This window comes from Haloarchaeobius pelagicus, assembly GCF_051207375.1.
Taxonomy (GTDB): domain Archaea; phylum Halobacteriota; class Halobacteria; order Halobacteriales; family Natrialbaceae; genus Haloarchaeobius.
On record NZ_JBPJZD010000002.1, the window covers coordinates 1076947 to 1096641 of the forward strand.

The window sequence follows — 19695 nt, forward strand, 5'->3', positions numbered from 1 at the left end:
CGCATATCACGATGACACATCACGACGACACGACAGACGCACCGCCCGCCACGACCGACAGCCAACACGACGACTTCACCGTCACGCCATACGCCGTCTCCGGGACGGTCGACTACGACCGCCTGCTCGAGCAGTTCGGTGCGGACCGCCTCACCCCCGAGCAGGTGGCGCGGTTCCCCGACCACCCGATGCTCCGGCGGGGCATCTACTACGCCGGCCGGGACGTCGACCCGTACCTCGACGCCGCCGAGAACGACGAGCCCCACAGCATCGTCACCGGTATCGGCCCGTCGGGGCCGATGCACATCGGGCACGTGCTCGTGTTCTACCTCGCGAAGCGACTCCAGGAGGCCACGGGCGCACACGTCTACATCCCGCTGTCGGACGACGAGAAGTACTACTCGAAGGATCTCACGTATCCAGAAATCGGCGAGTACACGCGACAGAACCTGCGGGACCTCCTCGCGGTCGGGTTCGACCCCGACCTGACGACGATCGTCGTCGACACGGCCGACGCCGACGTGGTGTATCCCCTCGCGAGCGCGTTCGCGAAGCACCTCACGCAGGCGACGGTCGATGCGACCTACGGCGACCCGGAGAACGTCGGCCTCTCGTTCTACCCGGCGGTCCAGACCGCCCATCTACTGCTTCCCCAGCTCGTCCACGGCGCACACCCGACGCTGGTGCCGGTCGCGGTCGACCAGGACCCGCACATCCGGGTGTGCCGGGACGTGGCCGCCAAACAGCGCTTTCCAGTACGGAAACCGGGCGCGCTCCTGGGTAAATTCCTGCCGGACCTCTCGGGGCCGGGCAAGATGTCGAGCAGCGCCGACGTGCCGAGCATCACCCTCGACGACGACCCCGAGACGGTCCGCGACACCGTGTTGACCCACGCCTTCTCGGGTGGCCGGTCGAGTCTGGCCGAACACCGCGAACACGGCGGCGACCCGGCGGTCGACGTACCGTTCCAGCTGCTCCGGTTCTTCTTCGAGCCGGACGACGCCGAGGTCGAACGACTCGCCCAAGAATACCGGGCTGGCGAACTCCTCAGCGGCGAGCTGAAAGAACGGGCCGCCGAGCGCATCAGCGAGTTCCTCACGGCACACCAGGACCGGAAGGCCGCACTGGGCCCCCTCGAGGAGGAACTGCCGGCGTATCGGCTGGACGCGGGGGCGAAACGGACCGCACTGGAGGCGGTCGGAATCGGGGGACTCTGAGCCGGACTGACACGAAATCTAGATATCACCCGGTCGCCTGATAGATGTCATGGAAGCGAGGGAATCCGATGCGGACGTCTCCCACGGGGCGGCGTTCGCGCTCCTGGGAAACGAGACACGGGTGGCCATCCTGCGCGAGCTCTGGACGAGCGCGACCGAGGGGCCGGTCCCGTTCTCGGAGCTCCGTGAACGCGTCGGGATGCGTGACTCCGGACAGTTCAACTACCACCTGATGAAGCTCACCGACACCTTCGTCCGGAAGGTCGAACCCGACGAGGACGACGACAGCGAGGGTGGGTACACACTCCGGTTCGCTGGTGTCTCGGTCGTCGGGGCCATCCTCTCGGGGGCGTACCAGCAGGCCGGTTTCGACGACCCGGTTCCGGTCGATGGCGAGTGTATCCGGTGTGGTGGCGCGCTCGAGCTGGCCTACGAGCACGAGCGTGCGAACCTCTCGTGCACCGAGTGCGACAACTTCACCACCCAGTCGAACGTCCCGGCGGGCGTGTTCTCCGAGGTCGACCTCGCGGAGACACCCGCCGTGTTCGACCGGTGGATCCGGTCGCAGGTCGACCAGGTCGCGGCGGGTTTCTGCATGCTCTGTCAGGGTCCGACCGGGTTCGAGGTGTCCATCGGCGGTGGGACCGCGCTCGACGCGGCCGACGAGAACGAGGTACTGGTCCGGTACGAGTGTGAGCGCTGTGGTGCAGCGGTCTTCGTGACCGTCACCGAGGCGATGACTCGCCACCCGGCTGTCATCTCGTTCTACTACGACCACGGACTCGACCTCCGCGACGAACCGTCGTGGGCGCTCGGCTGGCTGCTCGATGAGGTCACCGTCGTCTCCGAGGACCCGCTCGTCGTCTCGTTCGACATCACGCTCGACGACGAGACGGTGCGCCTGACGGTGGACGACCGGCTGACCCTCGTCGAGGAGGAACGACTGCCCGTCGAGCAGGCACGAGCCTGACCCGGAGCCTATCTGCGACAAGACAGAACCTCGTTTCTGCCCGGCAGCGAACAGAAGTGTAATTCTGCGTATATTTATTCCGTCGTTCGCCGTCCCGACTGGTATGACACATTCCGTCGCTGCGGCGGCTCCCCGCGGTCGGGGAGGTGGAGACGCTGGCGGTCGAGTGACCGGCAGCGGGCGAGTCGGCGGCCAGTGCCGTCGTGCGGGCCAGAGACACGGTACCGCGACTGCCGAAGTCTTAAACGGTCGGGAGACATACCGTCGCCCATGCAGCACGTGAAGATTCCGCAGGACCGCATCGGCGTGCTCATCGGTGAAGGCGGCGAGACGATGCGACGGATCGAGAACCGTGCCGGTGTCAGACTCGACATCGACTCCGATAACGGCTCCGTCGCAATCGAGCAGGTGGGTGACCCTATCGACGCGCTGAAAGGCCCGGACATCGTCCAGGCCATCGGCCGTGGCTTCCCGCCCGAGGATGCGCTCTCGTTGCTCGACGACGAGATGCGCATGTTCGACCTCATCGACATCGACGCCGCAGCGCGGAACAAGCGAGACCTGAAGCGAAAGAAGGGCCGGCTCATCGGCGAGAACGGCCGGACCCGAGAATTGATGGAGGAACTCACCGGCTCCAGCGTCGTCATCTACGGCTCGACGATGGGGGTCATCGGTGGACCTGAACAGGTCCAGATCGTCCGGGAAGCCGCCGAACGCATCCTCGACGGGGCCCCACACGGTTCGGTGTACTCGTTCCTCGAACGCAAGCACAACGAACTGAAGCGCAAGGGCATGAACTTCCACCGCTACCCCGGTGGAACCTGAGCCCGAGAACCGGCAAAACCGCACGACTGCACGCCATTTTCCCGGTCCTGTTCGTCACCTGCCGAGACGCATCGCCTGATTTCGGGCGGGTTCGGCACTGTCCACCGGTAGTATATAAACGTGGTGTGTGTCTCTGTCCCACACGGCTCCTATCGGGGTCCTGACGCGGCTATGGGAACCACCACAGAAAGCTTTATGTAGAATGCCATTCAATCAATCGAGTGACTATGGCACAACAGATGGGCGGTCAGCCCCTTATCGTTCTCTCGGAGGACAGCCAGCGAACGTCCGGACGTGACGCGCAGTCGATGAACATCACGGCCGGCAAGGCCGTCGCCGAGGCCGTACGGACCACACTCGGTCCGAAAGGGATGGACAAGATGCTCGTCGACTCGACGGGCGAGGTCGTCGTCACGAACGACGGTGTCACCATCCTCAAAGAGATGGACATCGAGCACCCGGCGGCCAACATGATCGTCGAGGTCGCCCAGACGCAGGAGGACGAGGTCGGTGACGGCACTACCTCCGCCGTCGTCATCTCCGGTGAACTCCTGAAGAAGGCCGAGAACCTCATCGAGCAGGACGTCCACGCGACGACCATCGCGAACGGGTACCGCCAGGCCGCAGAGAAGGCCAAGGAGGTCCTCAACGACGCCGCGATCCACGTCGACGCGGACGACCGCGAGTACCTCGAGAAGATCGCCGCGACTGCGATGACCGGCAAGGGCGCGGAGTCCGCGAAGGACACCCTCGCAGAGCTCGTCGTCGACGCGGTCCTCGCCGTGCAGGACGAGGACGGCATCGACGCCGAGAACATCAAGATCGAGAAGATCGTCGGCGGCTCCATCGAGAACTCCGAACTCGTCGACGGCGTCCTCCTCGACAAGACGCGCGCCCACGACAACATGCCCTTCTTCGTCGAGGACGCCAACGTCGCCGTCCTCGACGACGCCCTCGAAGTGCGCGAGACCGAGATCGACGCCGAGGTCAACGTCACCGACCCCGACCAGCTCCAGCAGTTCCTCGACCAGGAAGAGAAGCAGCTGAAGGAGATGGTCGACAAGCTCGTCGAGGCCGGCGCTGACGCCGTCTTCGTGGGCGACGGTATCGACGACATGGCCCAGCACTACCTCGCCAAGGAAGGCATCCTGGCCGTCCGCCGTGTCAAGGACTCCGACGCGAAGCGCATCGCCCGTGCCACGGGCGCTCGCGTCGTCTCCAGCGTCGACGACATCGAGGCCGACGACCTCGGCTTCGCCGGCAACATCAGCCAGCAGGACGTCGGCGGCTCCGAGCAGATCCTCATCGAGGACGTCGAGGACGCCAAGTCCGTCACGCTCCTCCTCCGCGGCGGCACCGAGCACGTCGTCGACGAGGTCGAGCGCGCAATCGACGACTCGCTCGGCGTGGTCCGCACGACCATCGAGGACGGCACCGTCCTCCCCGGCGGCGGCGCACCCGAGGTCGAGCTCGCGCTCGCACTCCGTGACTTCGCCGACTCCGTCGGCGGCCGCGAGCAGCTCGCCGTCGAAGCCTTCGCCGACGCACTGGAAGTCATCCCGCGCACCCTCGCCGAGAACGCGGGTCTCGACTCCATCGACAGCCTCGTCGAACTCCGCTCGCGCCACGACGCTGGCGAGTACGCTGCCGGTCTCGACGCCTACACCGGCGACGTCATCGACATGGAAGCGGAAGGCGTCGTCGAGCCGCTCCGCGTGAAGAGCCAGGCTATCGAGTCCGCGACCGAGGCAGCCGTCATGCTCCTGCGCATCGACGACGTCATCGCCGCAGGCGACCTCTCCGGTGGCCAGATCGACCCCGACGACGGTGGCGACGCAGGCGGCCCGCCGGCCGGCGGCATGGGCGGCGGTATGGGCGGCATGGGCGGTATGGGCGGTATGGGCGGCGCTATGTGAAATCTGTCGGAGACAGATTTCCATAAGCCGTCGGACGGTAGTCCGACGACGCCGATGTAAGCGAGGCGGCTTACAGCCGCCTCGGGAAGTCGAGCGGGCGAAGCCCGCGAGACACGCCCCCAGACGTTCCCCCCTTCCCCCACCCGACCCCTGCACCGCCAGTTGACCAACGCATTTCTTTCGACGCCGATTCGATAGCTGCAGCACTCTCCCTGGGCGGCCACGACACTCTTGCTCCTCCCCGCGAGTACTGGGGGCATGCAGGTCCGCGAGGTGATGGCCGAGGACGTGGTGACGGTCGCGGAGGACGCCACCCTCCGCGAGGCGGTCGACCAGTTCCTCCGCCACGACGTGGGGAGCGCCGTCGTCATGCGAACCGGCGAGACACGGTCGTACAAGTGCGGTATCGTCACCGACACCGACGTGTTGCAGGCCAGCTATCGCACCGACGCGCCGCTGTCGTCGCTGCGAGTCGCAGCCGAGATGAGCAGTCCGGTCGTCACGGTGCCGCCCGACACAAGCGTCGAGGACGCCCTGGAGACGATGCGGCGAAAGCGGGTCAAGCACCTCGTGGTCACCCACCAGATGCGGGTCGTCGGGGTGGTCACGCCGACGGACGTCGCGATGCACCACTCCGAGGCGGTGAAGGCGGCGCGACGCGTCCGGGCCAGGCGGCCCGACTGGCGTCCCTCGGACGGCTGACCGACCGCCCGGGACGGGAGACTATCACGGAACCGAGAAACTATCGAAACCCGTAGATTCGAGAAGTACAAAGCATTTAACGGCGGTCTTGGTTGTGGAAGACGTGTTCAGCCGCCGTTCATATCTCACCGCAGTTGGTAGCGCGCTCGCGACCGCAACCGCAGGCTGTTCGGGGAACTCGAAGCCCCGGGGCGACGCGGACCCGACGGGGACAGCGCCGGGCACCGTCACGCAGGGGGGCGAGACCGGAACGACGGAGATCGACGCCCCGGACGCACAGCCCTTCGACCAGGCGCTCCAGGCCGGCGACGTGACGGTCAGCCTGTCGAACCCGGTCGTCCAGGACTCCTACTTCACCCGACTCGCGGCGGACGCGGGTGGCGTGATGGCCGTCGAGGGCACGCGCTTCGTCTTCGTCACGGTCGAGTCGACCGGGACGACGGCACCGTCGCTCGAGGACCTCGGGATGGAATCGGCCGAGACCGCTGGCTCCGCGTGGACCGACTACGAGGGTGTCACACCGGCACGTCCCCCGACAGGAGCGGAACCGTACGACCCGGAGCGTGGCACCGGCTGGGTCGGTTTCACCGTCCCCGCGCCGCTGCAGACGTACCACCGAATCGCCCTCTCCGTCGGCGAGGAGACCGCGCGAACGCAGCTCCCCGAATCGGTTCGTGGGCAGCTATCGGCCCCGGTCCCGACGTACGAGGTCTCCGAGTTCTCGGCTCCCGAATCCGCGTCGCCGGGAGACGCGATCACCGTCTCGGCGACCGTCTCGAACACGTCCGACGCCGCCGGGACCTTCCGCGGGGCACTGAACGGTACCGAGACGACGTTCGTCGACCGCGAGCTTCAGGCCGGGGACACCACGGAGTGGCAGACCGAGGTCACGGCGACCGCCACCGACGAGGACGCCAACGAGCTCGACCTGTCGTTCCAGGCGGTCGGAGTTCAGGAGGGGGCGACTGTCTCCCTCGACGAGCGCTGAGTCGGGCGACCGCGTGAACGCGTTACCGATTCACATAAGTGGCCACCGGCGATATTTGCGGCATAATGCAGACACTCCTCCTGAGCAGCGAGGACGTCGACGAGAACGCACAGATGCCCGACGTCATCCGTGCCGTCGAGGAGGCGTTCGCCGCCTACGAGCGCGGCGACGCCCAGATGCCGGCCAAATCCTACATCGACCTCCCGCAGTACGACGGTGACTTCCGGTCGATGCCCGCCTACATGCAAGCAGCGGACTGGGCGGCCGCGGGCATCAAGTGGGTCAACGTCCACCCGAACAACCCCAAGGAGCACGACCTGCCCACGGTCATGGGGACGATGATCTACTCCGACCCCGAGACCGCCTTCCCGCTGGCCATCATGGACGGGACCGAACTCACGATGAAACGGACCGGGGCAGCCGCCGCGGTCGCGACCGACCACCTCGCCGTCGAGGACGCGTCCTCGCTGGGTATCGTCGGGGCAGGTGTCCAGTCCTACACACAGCTCGACGCCATCAGCCAGGTCAGAGACATCGAGGAGGTCGTCGTCGCCGACGTGAACGAGGAAGCGGTGCAGAAGTTCATCGACCGGTACGAGGACGAGTTCGACGTGCGCGCGGGTTCCATCTCGGAGGCCGGTCACTGCGACGTGCTCTCGACCGTGACGCCGGTCGAGGACCCCATCGTCTCCGCCGAGGACCTCGGCGAGCACACCCACGTGAACGCGATGGGTGCCGACGCCGAGGGGAAGCACGAACTCGCCGACGAGGTGCTCCTGAATGCAAAGCTGGTAATCGACGATTACGACCAGACGACCCACTCCGGTGAGATCAACGTCCCGTTCCACGCGGGCGTCCTCGGTGACGACGACATCGACGGCGAGATCGGCCAGATAGTCACCGGTAAAATCGAGGGGCGCACCGCCGACGACGGCGTGACGGTCTTCGACTCGACCGGCCTCGCCATCCAGGACGTGGCGACGGCCCACGTCGTCTACGAACACGCTGACGAGAACGACAACGGCACGCCGTTCGACCTGCTCGGCCTCGGGAACTGACTGGCTGCCTGTCCCTTCTACTTCGGTCGCACCGACTCCAGCGCCTTCCCGACGAGCCAGACGAGCGCGATGACCGGGAGGATGGGGAGCATGATGACCAGAAGCAGCCCGAACATGACGAGGCCGACGGCCGACATCTCCTCGTTGGGGTGGCCACCCGGCAGTTTCGTCACCGTCCTGAGCGCCTTCTTGGCTGTCGACGGCTGCTGTTCCTCCGGTTCTGCTGTAGCCATACACCCCATAGGTGCTACCGACGAATAAGCAAGCACCCGTTAGGGTGTGCTGGTCGGAACCAGCCCGGTCAGTTCGCCTCGAGGTCGATGCTCGGCCGGAACGGGACCGCGCCGGTGTCGGCGTCGTCGGCCTCGGTTTCGACGACCACCTCGGCGTCGAACTCGCGGCCGAGGAAGTCGGCGGCGTCCTCGTACACCTCGGCTTCGGCGAGGTCGGCCAGCTCCACGAGGCGGTCGTCGTCGGTCTCGCGCACGAGGTCGACGAGGTCCTGTACCAGGTCGTTCACCGCGTTCCCCTTCTCGCGCAGGGCGGGGTCGCTCATCACCTCGCTCATCACCGCCCCCTGGTCCGGGCCGACCTCGTGGACGGTCCCGAACACGTCGTGCTTCCAGTCGGCGGCGACCGTCACCCGGACCACGTCGGGGTCGGCTTCGGGCACCTCCTCGGTGGCGTTCTGGAGCGATTTCTGGATGCCCTTGATGTCCTCGGTGAGGCGCTCGACCAGGCTCTCGGCGGCCACGTCACGGGGACTGCGCAGCGACTCGTCCACCTCGGGCCAGGGGGCATCCTCGGCGGCCGTCCCGGTCAACTGCTCGTGGAGTTCGTTCGCCAGGAACGGGACGAACGGGGCGAGCAGGCGCAGGCGGGTCTCGAGGACGGTGCGCAGGGTCCACTTCGCGCCCGCTCTGGCCGTATCGGTCCGCCGGCGGTACCAGCGCAGGTCCTCCTCGAAGTTGTAGAAGGCGGCCTGCGAGGCGGTCCGCGTCTCGAAGCGGTCCATCGCCCCGGTGACGGTCGCGACGGTGTCCTGTAGCCGGGAGAGGAGCCAGCGGTCGATCTGGTCGAGGTCGCGCTCGCCTTCCGTGCTCTGGATGACCTTCTGGGCCCGCCGCCAGAAGCGGTCGAGCTGGTCCCTGGTACTGGAAACCTGCTCGGCGCGCCAGTCGTAGTCCTGCCACGGCTCGGCCGAGTTCATCAGGAAGAACCGGACCGTGTCCGCGCCGTACTTCTCGATGGCTTCGCCCGGCAAGACGACGTGGCCCTTCGAGGAGGACATCTTCTCGCCTTCCAGCAGGCCCATTCCCATGACGGTGATGCCCTGTGGCCACTTCGAGGACTCGAACAGCTCGGCGTGGTGGAACAGGTAGAACGTCAGGTGGTTGGTGACGAGGTCGTTGCCCGAACACCGATAATCGACCGGGTACCAGTACTCCCACTCCTCGCGGAGGTCGAGGGCGGCCGGGTGCGGTTCATCGACGTTCTGTGGCCCGTAGAACAGGGTGTCGAAGAACTCGTGGTCCATCTCGTCTGGCGGGACGTCGTCCAGCCGGTGGGCGATGGTGTAGTACGCCATGTAGATGGTCGAGTCCGACAGCGGCTCGATGACGAACTCGGGGTCCCACGGCAGTCTGGTCCCGAGCCCGTAGTTGCGGATGCAGGGCCACTCGTTCAGCCAGTCGATGGTGCGGTCGTACCGCTCGCGGGTGTTCTCGGGGATGGCGTCCAGCCCGGCGACGGCCTCGTGGGCCTTGCGCTTCCAGTCCTCGTCGTTGTAGCGCAGGAACCACGTCTCCTGTTTGGCGACCTCCACGTCGCCGCCGCAGCGACAGACCACCTCCTCGGAGAACTCCTGCATGGTGGCGAACGCATCGCCGAGGTACTCCTGTTTAAAGCGGTCGCGCACGTCCTCGACCACTCTCCCGGCGAATTTCCCGTACTCCGCCAGCAGTTCCCCCGAGTGGAACTCGGCGTTGTAGAGGTCCTGGGTGACCGCCTTCAGGTCGGGGTCCTGGCTGTCGGTGATCCCAGCGTCCTCGACCGCGGACTTCGCGGGAATCTCGCCGTAGCCCTCGATTTCGAGGATCGGCACGGGTTCGATGGCTGCCACTTCGTCGGCGTCGATGCCGTACTCGGCCATCTCCCCGGCTCCGGCCGCCTCCTTCGCCTCCTGCAGTGCGAGGTAGTCGTCCGGCGAGTGCGCCGGCACCGACATCACGACCCCGGTGGCGTTGTCGGCATCCACGAAGCTCGCGGGGAGGACCAGCACGTCGTCGCCCGTCACCGGGTTCTCGACGTGCTTGCCGACGAGGTCGGTCCCCGAGTACTCGTAGCGGACTTCGACCTCGTGGCCCTGCAGGTCGAGCTTCTCGGCCGCTTGCTTCGAGACGAACCAGAACTCGTCGTCCACTTCGGCGACCACGTAGTCGGCGTCGGGGTCGACGAAGGCGTTGGTCACCCCGCGGACCGTCTCCGGGCGCAGGGTCGCCATCGGGACGGTCACGTCCGCGCCGTCCAGTTCTGCGCCGAACTTGACCAGCGTGTACTCCTGGAACTCGGCCTCCTCCCCTTCGAGGAGGTCGTGGGTCGTCACCGGCTGGCGCTCCTCGGTGCAGTACTTGACCGGGTGCAGCCCCTTCTCCAGCAGTCCCCGGTCGCGCAGCGTCTCGTACTGCCACGTGATGAACTTCGAGTAGCGCTCGTCGTTCGTCGTGAACTCCCGCCGCCAGTCGATGGAGAGCCCCAGTTGCTGCATCCCCTTCTTGTAGTGCTCCTCGATGAAGTGGTGGGCGAAGCCCATCGGTGTCTCCAGTTCTTCGAGGGTGTCCTCGGAGACGTTGTACGTGTTCGTGAGGACGTCGAGCTGCTTCTCCTCGCCCTTCTTCAGGCGCTCGACCGCCCCGATGATGGGCGTCCCCGTGACGTGCCACGCGATGGGGAACAGCACGTTGTCGCCCTGCTGGCGGCGATATCTGGCATAGACGTCCGGGACGGTGTAGGTCCGGGCGTGCCCGATGTGCATCCCGCCGCTGGGGTACGGGTACGGCACCGTCACGAAGGTCGGCTCGGCGTCCGAATCGGGGTCGGGCGTGGCCTCGTACCGGCCCGCCTCGGTCCACCGCTCCCGCCACCGCTGTTCGAGTGTCTGGGGGACGTACTCCATACCCTTCGATTCGCGTGGAGACGATAAAAAGCCAGCCGCAGGGGGGTGGGGGCCGGCTCGGCACCCGGGCAGAATCGCCGGGAGCCGACCGGTCCCGCGCTGTCGGATTGAAAAGCCTTTCACGCTGCGTATCGTCGGCTCAGGCAACGAGATATCTATGCAGCGACAGCAGGGGTTCGACCACACACGAATCGAGCCACGATGGCAGGATGCATGGGACGACGCGGACGTGTTCCGCGTCGAGGACGACGCGACCGACCCGCAGTACGTCCTGGCGATGTTCCCGTACACGTCCGGCCAGCTCCACATGGGCCACGTGCGGAACTACGCCATCACGGACGCGTACGCCCGCTACCAGCGCCTCCAGGGCGAGGACGTGCTCCACCCGATGGGCTGGGACTCCTTCGGCCTCCCCGCGGAGAACGCGGCGAACGAGCGCGACACCAACCCCCGCGAGTGGACCGAACGCTGCATCGAGCAGATGCGCGACCAGTTCGAGTCGCTGGGCTTCGGCTACGACTGGGAGCGCGAGGTCAAGACCTGCGACCCGGACTACTACCGCTGGAACCAGTGGATGTTCTCCCGGTTCAAGGAGGCCGGGCTGGTCGAGCAGAAGGCCAGCGAGGTGAACTGGTGTCCCTCCTGCGAGACCGTGCTGGCGGACGAACAGGTCGAGGGCGACGACGAACGCTGCTGGCGGTGTGACACCCCGGTCGGCGAGCGCGAACTCGACCAGTGGTTCTTCCGCATCACGGAGTACGCCGACGAGCTGCTCGACGCCATCGACGACCTCGACGGCTGGCCGACGAACGTCCGGGACATGCAGCGCAACTGGATCGGCCGCACCGAGGGCGCGGAGATCCCGTTCACCATCCAGACCCCGGACGGCGAGGAGGACGTGACCGCCTTCACCACCCGGCTGGACACCATCCACGGCGCGACCTACTTCGCGCTCGCCCCGGACCACCCGCTGGCCGAGGCCGCCGCCGAGCGCGACGACGACGTGGCCCACTTCGTCGACGAAGTGGCGGACCCCGAGGGCGACGAGCCTCAGGGTGTGAAGACCGACCTCACCGCGACGAACCCGGCGACCGGCGAGGACCTTCCTGTCTATGTTGCCGACTTCGTCCTGAGCGACGTGGGGACGGGCGCGCTGATGGCCGTCCCGGCCCACGACGAGCGCGACCACGCCTTCGCGCAGTCCCACGACATCGACATCACGCAGGTCGTGGCTCCCGAGGACGACGATGTCGAGGTCGACGTCGACGACGCGGCCTACACCGAGGACGGCGTCCTCGTCAACTCCGGCGAGTACGACGGCCTGTCGAGCGCCGAGGCCCGCGATGCCCTGACCGAGGACCTGCCCGGTGCCGAGTCCGCGGTCCAGTACCAGCTGCGTGACTGGGGCGTCTCCCGGCAGCGCTACTGGGGCACTCCGATTCCCATCGTCCACTGTAACGAGTGTGGGCCGGTCTCGGTCCCCGACGAGGACCTGCCGGTCGAACTCCCCGAGTTCGTCCACACGACCGGAAACCCGCTCGACGCCGCCGAGGAGTGGAAGCACACCGACTGTCCCGAGTGTGGTGGCGACGCGGTGCGAGAGACGGACACGATGGACACGTTCGTCGACTCCTCGTGGTACTTCCTGCGCTTCATCGCGCCCGACATGGTGGACGCCCCGTTCGACGTCGAGCGCGCCAACGACTGGATGCCGGTCGACGAGTACGTCGGCGGCATCGAGCACGCCGTGATGCACCTGCTCTACTCCCGGTTCGTCACGAAGGCGCTCGCCGACCTCGACCTGCTGGACCACCGCGAGCCGTTCGACACCCTCGTCACGCAGGGGATGGTCCTGGGCGAGGACGGCGCGAAGATGTCCAAGTCGAAGGGTAACGGCGTCTCGCCCGAGCGCATCGTCGAGGAGTACGGCGCGGACACCGCCCGCCTGTTCGTCCTGCGCGCGGCCCGCCCGGACAAGGACTTCCCGTGGAGCGAGGAGGGCGTCCGCTCCAGCCACGAGTTCCTCCAGCGCCTCTACCGGCTGGCCGAGGACGTCGACCTCGACGCCACCCCGGACACCGACTCGCCCGCCGCGGCGTACGTCTCCCGTGAGACCGACGCGACCATCGCGGCCGCCGCGACCCACTTCGACGAGATGCAGTTCAACCTCGCCGCCCGCGAGATAGACGAACTCGTCACCCTGCTCGTCCGCTACCGCGGCCGCGACGACGCCGACCCCGGCGTGGTCGCCCGCGGCGTCGAGGCCGCCGTCACGATGCTCGCACCCATCGCGCCCCACGTCTGCGAGGAGGCCTGGACCGAACTCGCCGGCGAGGAGTCGGGCTTCGTCGCCACCGCCGACTGGCCCGCGCAGGCCAGCGACGTGACCGACCACGAGCGCGAGCGCACCCTGGTCGAGAACACCCGCGAGGACGTCCGCCAGATCATCGACGTGGCCGGCATCGAGGACCCCACCGGTATCGACGTGGTCGTCGCGCCGCAGTGGAAGCACCGCGCCCTCGAACTCGCCATCGACGCCGACGACGACGTGGTCGGCTCCGTGATGCGCGACGAGGAACTCCGCCAGCAGGGCTCTGCTGCTGCGGACTTCGCGAAGGACCTCGCCGCCGAACACCCCGGGCTCTCCGAGGCGCTCCCGCCCGAGCGCGAGCGCGAGGCCCTGGAACGCGCGACCTGGCTCGTCGAGGACGAGTTCGACGTGCCCGTGCAGGTGCTCGCGGCCGAGGAAGCCGACGAGGGCGTGGCGAAGAAGGCCCGCCCCGGGCGTCCCGCGATTCAGGTCCACGAGGACTGAGCCGCGAGTAGCTGGTTTCTGTTTTCTGCCGGATTTTCTATCTGGCGCGCGCTGAGTCGGTCGCGAGCGACAGCGAGACGGCCGACTCGAAGCCGCGCGAGGGATGAGGACCGGAGCGGAACGGAACGTAGTGGAGTGAAGCGAGGACCGCAATCGGCTGGGGAGGGTGTGGTGCGGTCGTGGTGCTGTGCGGGGCGGTCTCCATTACCATCGGCGCGAGTCACATGCTTGTCACCACCAGCACCACTCCCGAGCGTTGTCGCTGGATGATAGAACTGGCCCGAACGAGAAATACCGAAGACGGCCGATATCAGCTGATGTCGATGGTGTGCCCCTCGTCTTCCGCTGCCTCTTCCTTCGGCAGCCGAATCGTCAGCGCGCCGTTGTTGTACGATGCGGTGATGGCGTCCTCGTCGACCGCCTCCGGAATCCGGACGCTGCGACTCACGGATTCGCGGCGCTCCCGGTGGATGTAGTGACCCTCGCCTTCCTCCTCGGTCTCCTCCTCGCGCGAGGCGTCGAGGTGGAGCGTGCCCTCCGAGAACGTCAGGTCGATGTCGTCGCTGTCGAACCCGGGCAGGTCGGCGATGACCTCGTACTCGTCGCCGTGGTCCTGCATGTCGATGGGGACCGTCTCCAGCGGTGTCATCCCGGTCTGTTCGAACTGGCGACCCATGCGGTCGAACATCTCCTCGATCTCGTCGAACGGATTTCGTCGCATCACAGGCGACTGATACGGTCGCTGATACCTTAAAATCGACTCCCTCCGGGCCCCTGTCGTGTGGGTTTGAAGTATTCAGGGAAATGCGTGTTCAGCAGGCTGCACTACCCCGATACGTACATATCTCCGCACTCCGTACGCATGGGTAGGCGGCGACAGCCGACAGGAAGGGGGAGTTGGCCAGCCGCCCTCGCTGCTCATTCCGGCCGCACGTCCATCCACCGACGTGTCGCGCCGCGCTTTTCAGAACGCTCAGAACGAGGTGTTCCCGTACAGCGAGTAGAGTACGAACAGCATCCCGATGGCGACGACGAGCGTCTGGACCAGCCCCGCGAGGAAGATGGACCAGCCCACCACGTCGAAGAGGACGCCCTCGATAACAGCGCCGATACTGATGATGGCGAACCCGATAGCCACGTACAGCATCGGGGCACTCCGGTGTGTCTGGTATCCCCGGAACGCCTGGTAGGCGATGAGCAGGCCGAGCACCAGAGTGATGAGTTTCGCGATGACGAGTTCGATGTGCATGGTTACGAGTTCTTGATTCCCTCCCAGATCTGTGCGAACCGCTGTGCCGGGTCGTCGAGCAGGTCGAGGTCGAGTCGTAACTCGCCGTCAGCCAGCCCGACGTGGAAGCCCTCGACGGCTGTCTCGTAGACGCTGACGTGGGTCCCATCGGCGTCGATCCGCGTCGATTCGACGAGCAGGTCGTGTTCCAGCAGGTCGTCGACACGCCGGTAGACGGTCGACAGCGAGGCGTCACACACCTCGCTGAGGTCGCTGGCGGAGTGCGGTTCACGACTCGCCGCGGCCAGTATCTCGCGGACGTACTCGTCACCGAGTAGCGAGAGGACCGCGTCGGCGTCCTGCTCGTCGGCCACGTCGGAGAATTCGGCGAACAGCACTTAAAAGAACGGGCGTTTCGCACCACGAGCAAAACGGCGACGTTTGCTTTTTCCCCCGTCTCGTACACTCAGGTAGAGGTGCCCCGAATATGGTAGACGAAAGCGATTCCCGGACGCGACGAACCGTGCTGAAAGCAGCCGGCAGTGCGTCGATACTCGCGCTGGCTGGCTGTGTCGGTGGCAGTGGCGCTGGGACTGCCACGGACACGACGGCAGACGAGGCGGGCCACCACGACGGGACGGAGACCGGCCACCACGACGAGGACAGCGAGCACGACGAGGAGGGTCACCACGACGAGACGGAGACCGGCCACCACGACGAGACGGAGACTGGCCACGACGACGGACACGGCCACGGGAGTTCGCTCCCTGAATCGCCCTCTCACAGCGCGACGGTCACGATGAAGACGACCGACTCGGGCCAGCACTTCGAACCCCACGTCGTCTGGGTCGAGCAGGGTGGCACCGTCACGTTCGAACTCACCAGCGGTGCACACACCGCGACGGCGTACGCCCCCGACAACGACCAGCCGCGGCGCATCCCCGACGCTGCCGAGGGCTGGGACAGTGGAACGCTCACCGAGTCCGGCGCGACGTTCGAGCAGACGTTCGAGACGCCGGGCGTGTACGACTACTACTGCATCCCGCACCACGGGATGGGGATGATCGGGAGCGTCATCGTCGGTGAGCCCGGAACCGACGGCCAGCCCGGCCTGGCGGAACCACAGTCCGAACTCCCGGCGGACGCCCGGTCGAAGATCACCGAGCTGAACGAGATGTGTATGGACGTGCTGGGTGGCGGTCACGACCACAGCTGACGGACGCCGCGGCTCTCGATTTCGTCGTTCTCACCCGGTGAGACCCAGCAGTATCCCCTTCTCCTCGACAGCCGTATCTACTGCTGGAGAACCATGCGCGAGCACACGAGACGGGCAGTCCTGCGGGCCACCGGCGGGGGCGTCCTGCTGGGGCTCGCCGGCTGTCTCACCGAGGCACGTCCCGGGGCGACGCCGACGACTGGCTCACCCGGCGAGGAGCACGGGCCGCACTACGGCCCACATCACGGTGAGGGGTACGGCCCACATCACGGCGAGGGCGAATACGGCCCACATCACGGTGAGGGGTACGGCCCACATCACGGCGAGGGCGAATACGGCCCACATCACGGTGAGGGGTACGGCCCACATCACGGCGAGGGCGAATACGGCTCGCATCACGGACACCACCACGGCGACGGCACCGACCGCGGAGCCATCGCGACCCCGTCCACGCCGAGCGACGGCGCGACCGTCCGGATGGTGACCGACACCGTCGGGAACCGGTTCGACCCGCCGCTGGTCTGGGTGACGGCCGGCTCGACGGTCTCTTTCGAACTGGCCAGTGGCGTCCACTCGACGACCGCCTACACCACGGCGAACGGCCAGCCTAACCGGATACCGGTCGGTGCCGCGTCGTGGGATAGCGGAACGCGCACCGAAACCGGCGACACGTTCGAGCAGACGTTCGCGCAGGAGGGGGTGTACGACTACTACTGCATTCCACACCACAGCCTGGGCATGGTCGGGACCGTCGTGGTCGGGTACCCTGATTTCGAGGGCCAGCCCGGGCTGGCGGCAGCACAGTCGAGTATCCCCGAGATGGCTCGAGAACGACTCGCGGAACTCAGGGACGCAGCCAGGTGGACGCTCATGGAGGACTGAGCTCCCGAGCGACTCCAGCCCGAGTTACTCCAGGACGGTCCGGACGTCGTACGACCCGAGCACCCGCACCCAGCCGTTGCCGGCGATGTCCTCGATGACCGAGAGGGCGTCCTTCGTGCGCTGTTCGTACAGGCCGGCGTCGACGTCGATGTGGAACACGTAGTCGCCGAGGCGCTCGCCAGAGGGTCGGGACTCGATGCGGCTCAGGTTGATGTCGCGGTCCGCGAACGGCTGCAGGAGTTCGAGCAACAGCCCCGGGTAGTTCGTGTTCGGGTACACCACGAACGAGGACTTGCCGCCGGCTTCCGACCCCGCGCTGGGCGGGGCGACGACGAAGAAGCGGGTCGCGTTCGAGGTGCGGTCCTGGATGTCCGAGGCGAGCACTTTGACGGTCTCGTCGGCGGTGCCCGGGTGGGCGATGGCCGCGACGGTCTCGTCCTCGCGAGCGTGCTCGACGCCCTGGGCCGTGCTCGCAGCGGGTTCGCGCGCCACGTCGGGGTAGTTCTCATCGAGGTACTCCCGGCACTGCGCGAGCGCCTGCGGGTGACTGGACACCGTGTCGAACTCGTCTGACTGGGCGAGCAGCGCGTGCCGTATCGGCGTGACGACCTCCTGGAGGACTGCGACCTCGTAGCTCGCGAGGGCGTCGAGCGTCTCCGTGACGCTGCCCTCGATACTGTTCTCGATGGGGACGACACCGCGGTCGGCCTCGCCCTCGGCGACGGCCTCGACGATGCTCGTCACCGATTCGCGGAACGACACGTCCTCGGCGACCGCGCGGGCGGCACGATGCGAGTACGTGCCCTCGGGCCCCAGCGTGACGACTGTCATGGCTGGCGATACACCCGCCCCGCGGAAAAACACGTCGGGGCCACAGTCAGCCCAGTCATAACGTCTGGCGCGACCCGGATGCCCGCATCGCCCGGAGCGTCAGCCGGTCGGGCCCATCGAAGGAGGCGACGTGACTCGGTTCGAGGACGAACTGTCCGCGCGTGTTCTGGTCGACGGCGTGGCGGACCCGACTGGCGGGGAGGCCCCTGCCGAGATCGACCACTGCCTGCCCGTCATCGACGCGCTCGATTCGGCCGACAAGTTCGCCGTCCGCTGTGAAGACGTGCTTACCCTCGTCGGTGCGCCGGAAGCCGCGAGCCATATGGCGGACTTGGCGGTCGGGGACCTTTGAGAGGTAGCCTAACAGGCTTTGGTCGGTGGCGGCGAACGCGAACGAGAAAACGGGTCGGGTTACCGGTTCAGCGTGTGGATGGCGTGGCCGAGCGCGTTCTCGGCGGCCTCCATCACGGCCTCGGCGAGCGTCGGATGGGTGTGGACCGTCGCCGCCACGTCTTCGAGCGTGGCACCCATCTCGACGGCGAGCGAGAGTTCGGCGATGAGTTCGCTGGCCTCGGGGCCGACGATCTGTGCGCCGAGCAGGAAGCCCGAGTCCTCGTCGGCGACGACGCGGACGAAGCCATCGGTCTCGCCCGTCGAGAGGGCACGACCGCTGGCCTGGAAGGGGAACTTGCCCGTGACGGGGGTGAAGCCCTCCTCCTCGGCCTGCTGCTTCGTGAGTCCCACCGTCCCGATTTCGGGGTCGGTGAACACCGCGGCGGGCATCGCCATGTAGTCGAGCGCGGCGGGTTCGCCGGCGATGAACTCGGCGGCGACCTGCCCCTCCTTCGACGCCTTGTGGGCGAGCATCGGCTCGCCGGCGACGTCGCCGATGGCGAAGATGTTCTCGACGTTCGAGCGGGCGCGGTCGTCCGTCGGGATGAAGCCCTTCTCGTCGGTCTCGACGCCTGCCGCTTCGAGGTTCACCGTGTCGGTGACGGGCTGGCGGCCGACCGCGACGAGCACCTTGTCACAGTCGAGCTGGAGTTCCTCGGCCTCGGCTTCGGCGGCCTGGCCGCCGTCGGTTGCTGCCGGGCTCGCGGTGACGGTGATGCCGCGGCCGTCGGCACGCTCCTCCCAGCCGGAGGCGGAGTAGCCGAAGTGGAAGTCGATACCGAGGTCCTCGGCGTGCTTGCGCACGATACGGCTGATGTCGTCCTCGTACGGCGGGAGCACGTCGTCGAGCATCTCGACGACCGTGACGTCGGTGCCGAGCTTCGCGTAGACGGTCGCGAGCTCCATGCCGATGTAGCCCGCGCCGACGACGACGAGTTCGCTCGGAATCTCCTCCAGTTCCAGCGCACCCTTCGAGGAGAGCACGTGCTCCTCGTCGAACTCGAAGCCCGGGATCTGGATGGGCCGCGAGCCGGTCGCGACGATGCAGTGCTCGAACTCGATGGATTCCGAGCCCTGGCCCTCGCCGCTGTGGACGATGCGGACCTTGTCGTTGCCGGCGAACTCCGCGGTGCCCTCGACGAGGTTGACGCCGTTGGCCTTGCAGAGCTTCTCGACGCCGCCGGTGAGCTGGTCGACGATACCGTCCTTCCAGTTCACCATCTGCGAGAGGTCCACGGCCGGGTTGGCGTGGATACCCATCTCCTCGGCGCTGCCCGCGTCGTGGGCGAGCGAGGAGGCGGTGATCATCGCCTTCGACGGGATGCACCCGCGGTTCAGGCAGGCACCACCGAAGGCGTCCTTCTCGACGAGCGTGACGTCGAGCCCGAGTTGTCCGGCGCGGATGGCGGCGACGTAGCCGCCCGGTCCGGCACCGATTACCAGTACGTCCGTTCCTGTCGTGACGTCTCCAACGACCAT

Annotated in this window: 18 protein-coding genes; 10 read left to right on the forward strand and 8 right to left on the reverse strand. The window is 67.0% G+C overall.

What is annotated here, in order from left to right; genetic code table 11:
• Positions 1-11 precede the first annotated feature (11 nt).
• From ACSC1S_RS18040 to ACSC1S_RS18070, 7 genes are all read left to right on the forward strand, one after another.
• A complete protein-coding gene (locus ACSC1S_RS18040) occupies positions 12-1217 on the forward strand; it encodes a tryptophan--tRNA ligase (RefSeq protein WP_435365490.1) in 1206 nt (401 codons plus the stop codon).
• Between the two features lie 49 nt (positions 1218-1266).
• The gene (locus tag ACSC1S_RS18045; protein WP_435365491.1) at positions 1267-2187 is read left to right on the forward strand and encodes a winged helix-turn-helix domain-containing protein; all 921 of its coding nucleotides are present in this window, start codon (positions 1267-1269) and stop codon (positions 2185-2187) included.
• A 270-nt stretch (positions 2188-2457) separates the two neighbouring features.
• Positions 2458-3012 (forward strand): KH domain-containing protein, encoded by a 555-nt coding sequence (locus tag ACSC1S_RS18050; RefSeq protein ID WP_435320174.1) that lies wholly within the window; start codon positions 2458-2460, stop codon positions 3010-3012.
• A 227-nt stretch (positions 3013-3239) separates the two neighbouring features.
• A complete protein-coding gene (thsA, locus tag ACSC1S_RS18055) occupies positions 3240-4928 on the forward strand; it encodes a thermosome subunit alpha (protein ID WP_435320175.1) in 1689 nt (562 codons plus the stop codon).
• A gap of 258 nt (positions 4929-5186) precedes the next feature.
• Positions 5187-5630, forward strand: a complete 444-nt coding sequence (locus tag ACSC1S_RS18060; protein ID WP_435365492.1) for a CBS domain-containing protein — start codon at positions 5187-5189, stop codon at positions 5628-5630.
• Between the two features lie 103 nt (positions 5631-5733).
• Positions 5734-6618, forward strand: coding sequence for a hypothetical protein (locus ACSC1S_RS18065; protein ID WP_435365493.1), 885 nt, complete (start codon positions 5734-5736; stop codon positions 6616-6618).
• A 65-nt stretch (positions 6619-6683) separates the two neighbouring features.
• On the forward strand, positions 6684-7676 hold the full coding sequence (locus ACSC1S_RS18070) for an ornithine cyclodeaminase family protein (RefSeq protein WP_435365494.1): 993 nt from the start codon (positions 6684-6686) through the stop codon (positions 7674-7676).
• 17 nt (positions 7677-7693) lie between these two features.
• On the opposite strand, the gene ACSC1S_RS18075 is transcribed toward ACSC1S_RS18070, so the two are convergent.
• The gene (locus ACSC1S_RS18075) at positions 7694-7909 is read right to left on the reverse strand and encodes a DUF7535 family protein (RefSeq protein ID WP_435365495.1); all 216 of its coding nucleotides are present in this window, start codon (positions 7907-7909) and stop codon (positions 7694-7696) included.
• Positions 7910-7977: 68 nt separating this feature from the next.
• Positions 7978-10851, reverse strand: coding sequence for a leucine--tRNA ligase (gene leuS / locus ACSC1S_RS18080; RefSeq protein ID WP_435365496.1), 2874 nt, complete (start codon positions 10849-10851; stop codon positions 7978-7980).
• A 157-nt stretch (positions 10852-11008) separates the two neighbouring features.
• Between leuS (ACSC1S_RS18080) and leuS (ACSC1S_RS18085) the strand changes: the two genes are divergently transcribed.
• Positions 11009-13666 (forward strand): leucine--tRNA ligase, encoded by a 2658-nt coding sequence (leuS, locus tag ACSC1S_RS18085; RefSeq protein WP_435365497.1) that lies wholly within the window; start codon positions 11009-11011, stop codon positions 13664-13666.
• 310 nt (positions 13667-13976) lie between these two features.
• Here leuS (ACSC1S_RS18085) and ACSC1S_RS18090 read toward each other — a convergent pair whose 3' ends face one another.
• From ACSC1S_RS18090 to ACSC1S_RS18100, 3 genes are all read right to left on the reverse strand, one after another.
• On the reverse strand, positions 13977-14387 hold the full coding sequence (locus ACSC1S_RS18090) for an Hsp20/alpha crystallin family protein (protein ID WP_435365498.1): 411 nt from the start codon (positions 14385-14387) through the stop codon (positions 13977-13979).
• A 252-nt stretch (positions 14388-14639) separates the two neighbouring features.
• Positions 14640-14915 (reverse strand): DUF7521 family protein, encoded by a 276-nt coding sequence (locus ACSC1S_RS18095; RefSeq protein ID WP_261649488.1) that lies wholly within the window; start codon positions 14913-14915, stop codon positions 14640-14642.
• 2 nt (positions 14916-14917) lie between these two features.
• Positions 14918-15292: an ArsR/SmtB family transcription factor gene (locus ACSC1S_RS18100; protein ID WP_435365499.1), complete on the reverse strand. Its 375-nt coding sequence runs from the start codon at positions 15290-15292 to the stop codon at positions 14918-14920.
• 89 nt (positions 15293-15381) lie between these two features.
• On the opposite strand from ACSC1S_RS18100, the gene ACSC1S_RS18105 reads away from it, so the two are divergent.
• A complete protein-coding gene (locus ACSC1S_RS18105) occupies positions 15382-16110 on the forward strand; it encodes a cupredoxin domain-containing protein (RefSeq protein WP_435365500.1) in 729 nt (242 codons plus the stop codon).
• A 93-nt stretch (positions 16111-16203) separates the two neighbouring features.
• Positions 16204-16992, forward strand: coding sequence for a plastocyanin/azurin family copper-binding protein (locus tag ACSC1S_RS18110; RefSeq protein ID WP_435365501.1), 789 nt, complete (start codon positions 16204-16206; stop codon positions 16990-16992).
• 24 nt (positions 16993-17016) lie between these two features.
• Here ACSC1S_RS18110 and pheA read toward each other — a convergent pair whose 3' ends face one another.
• The 3 genes from pheA to lpdA all read right to left on the reverse strand — a co-directional run bounded on the left by pheA (position 17017) and on the right by lpdA (position 19695).
• Positions 17017-17823, reverse strand: coding sequence for a prephenate dehydratase (pheA, locus tag ACSC1S_RS18115; protein ID WP_435365502.1), 807 nt, complete (start codon positions 17821-17823; stop codon positions 17017-17019).
• A 55-nt stretch (positions 17824-17878) separates the two neighbouring features.
• Positions 17879-18145 (reverse strand): DUF8593 domain-containing protein, encoded by a 267-nt coding sequence (locus ACSC1S_RS18120; protein WP_435365503.1) that lies wholly within the window; start codon positions 18143-18145, stop codon positions 17879-17881.
• A gap of 89 nt (positions 18146-18234) precedes the next feature.
• A complete protein-coding gene (lpdA, locus tag ACSC1S_RS18125; RefSeq protein WP_435365504.1) occupies positions 18235-19695 on the reverse strand; it encodes a dihydrolipoyl dehydrogenase in 1461 nt (486 codons plus the stop codon).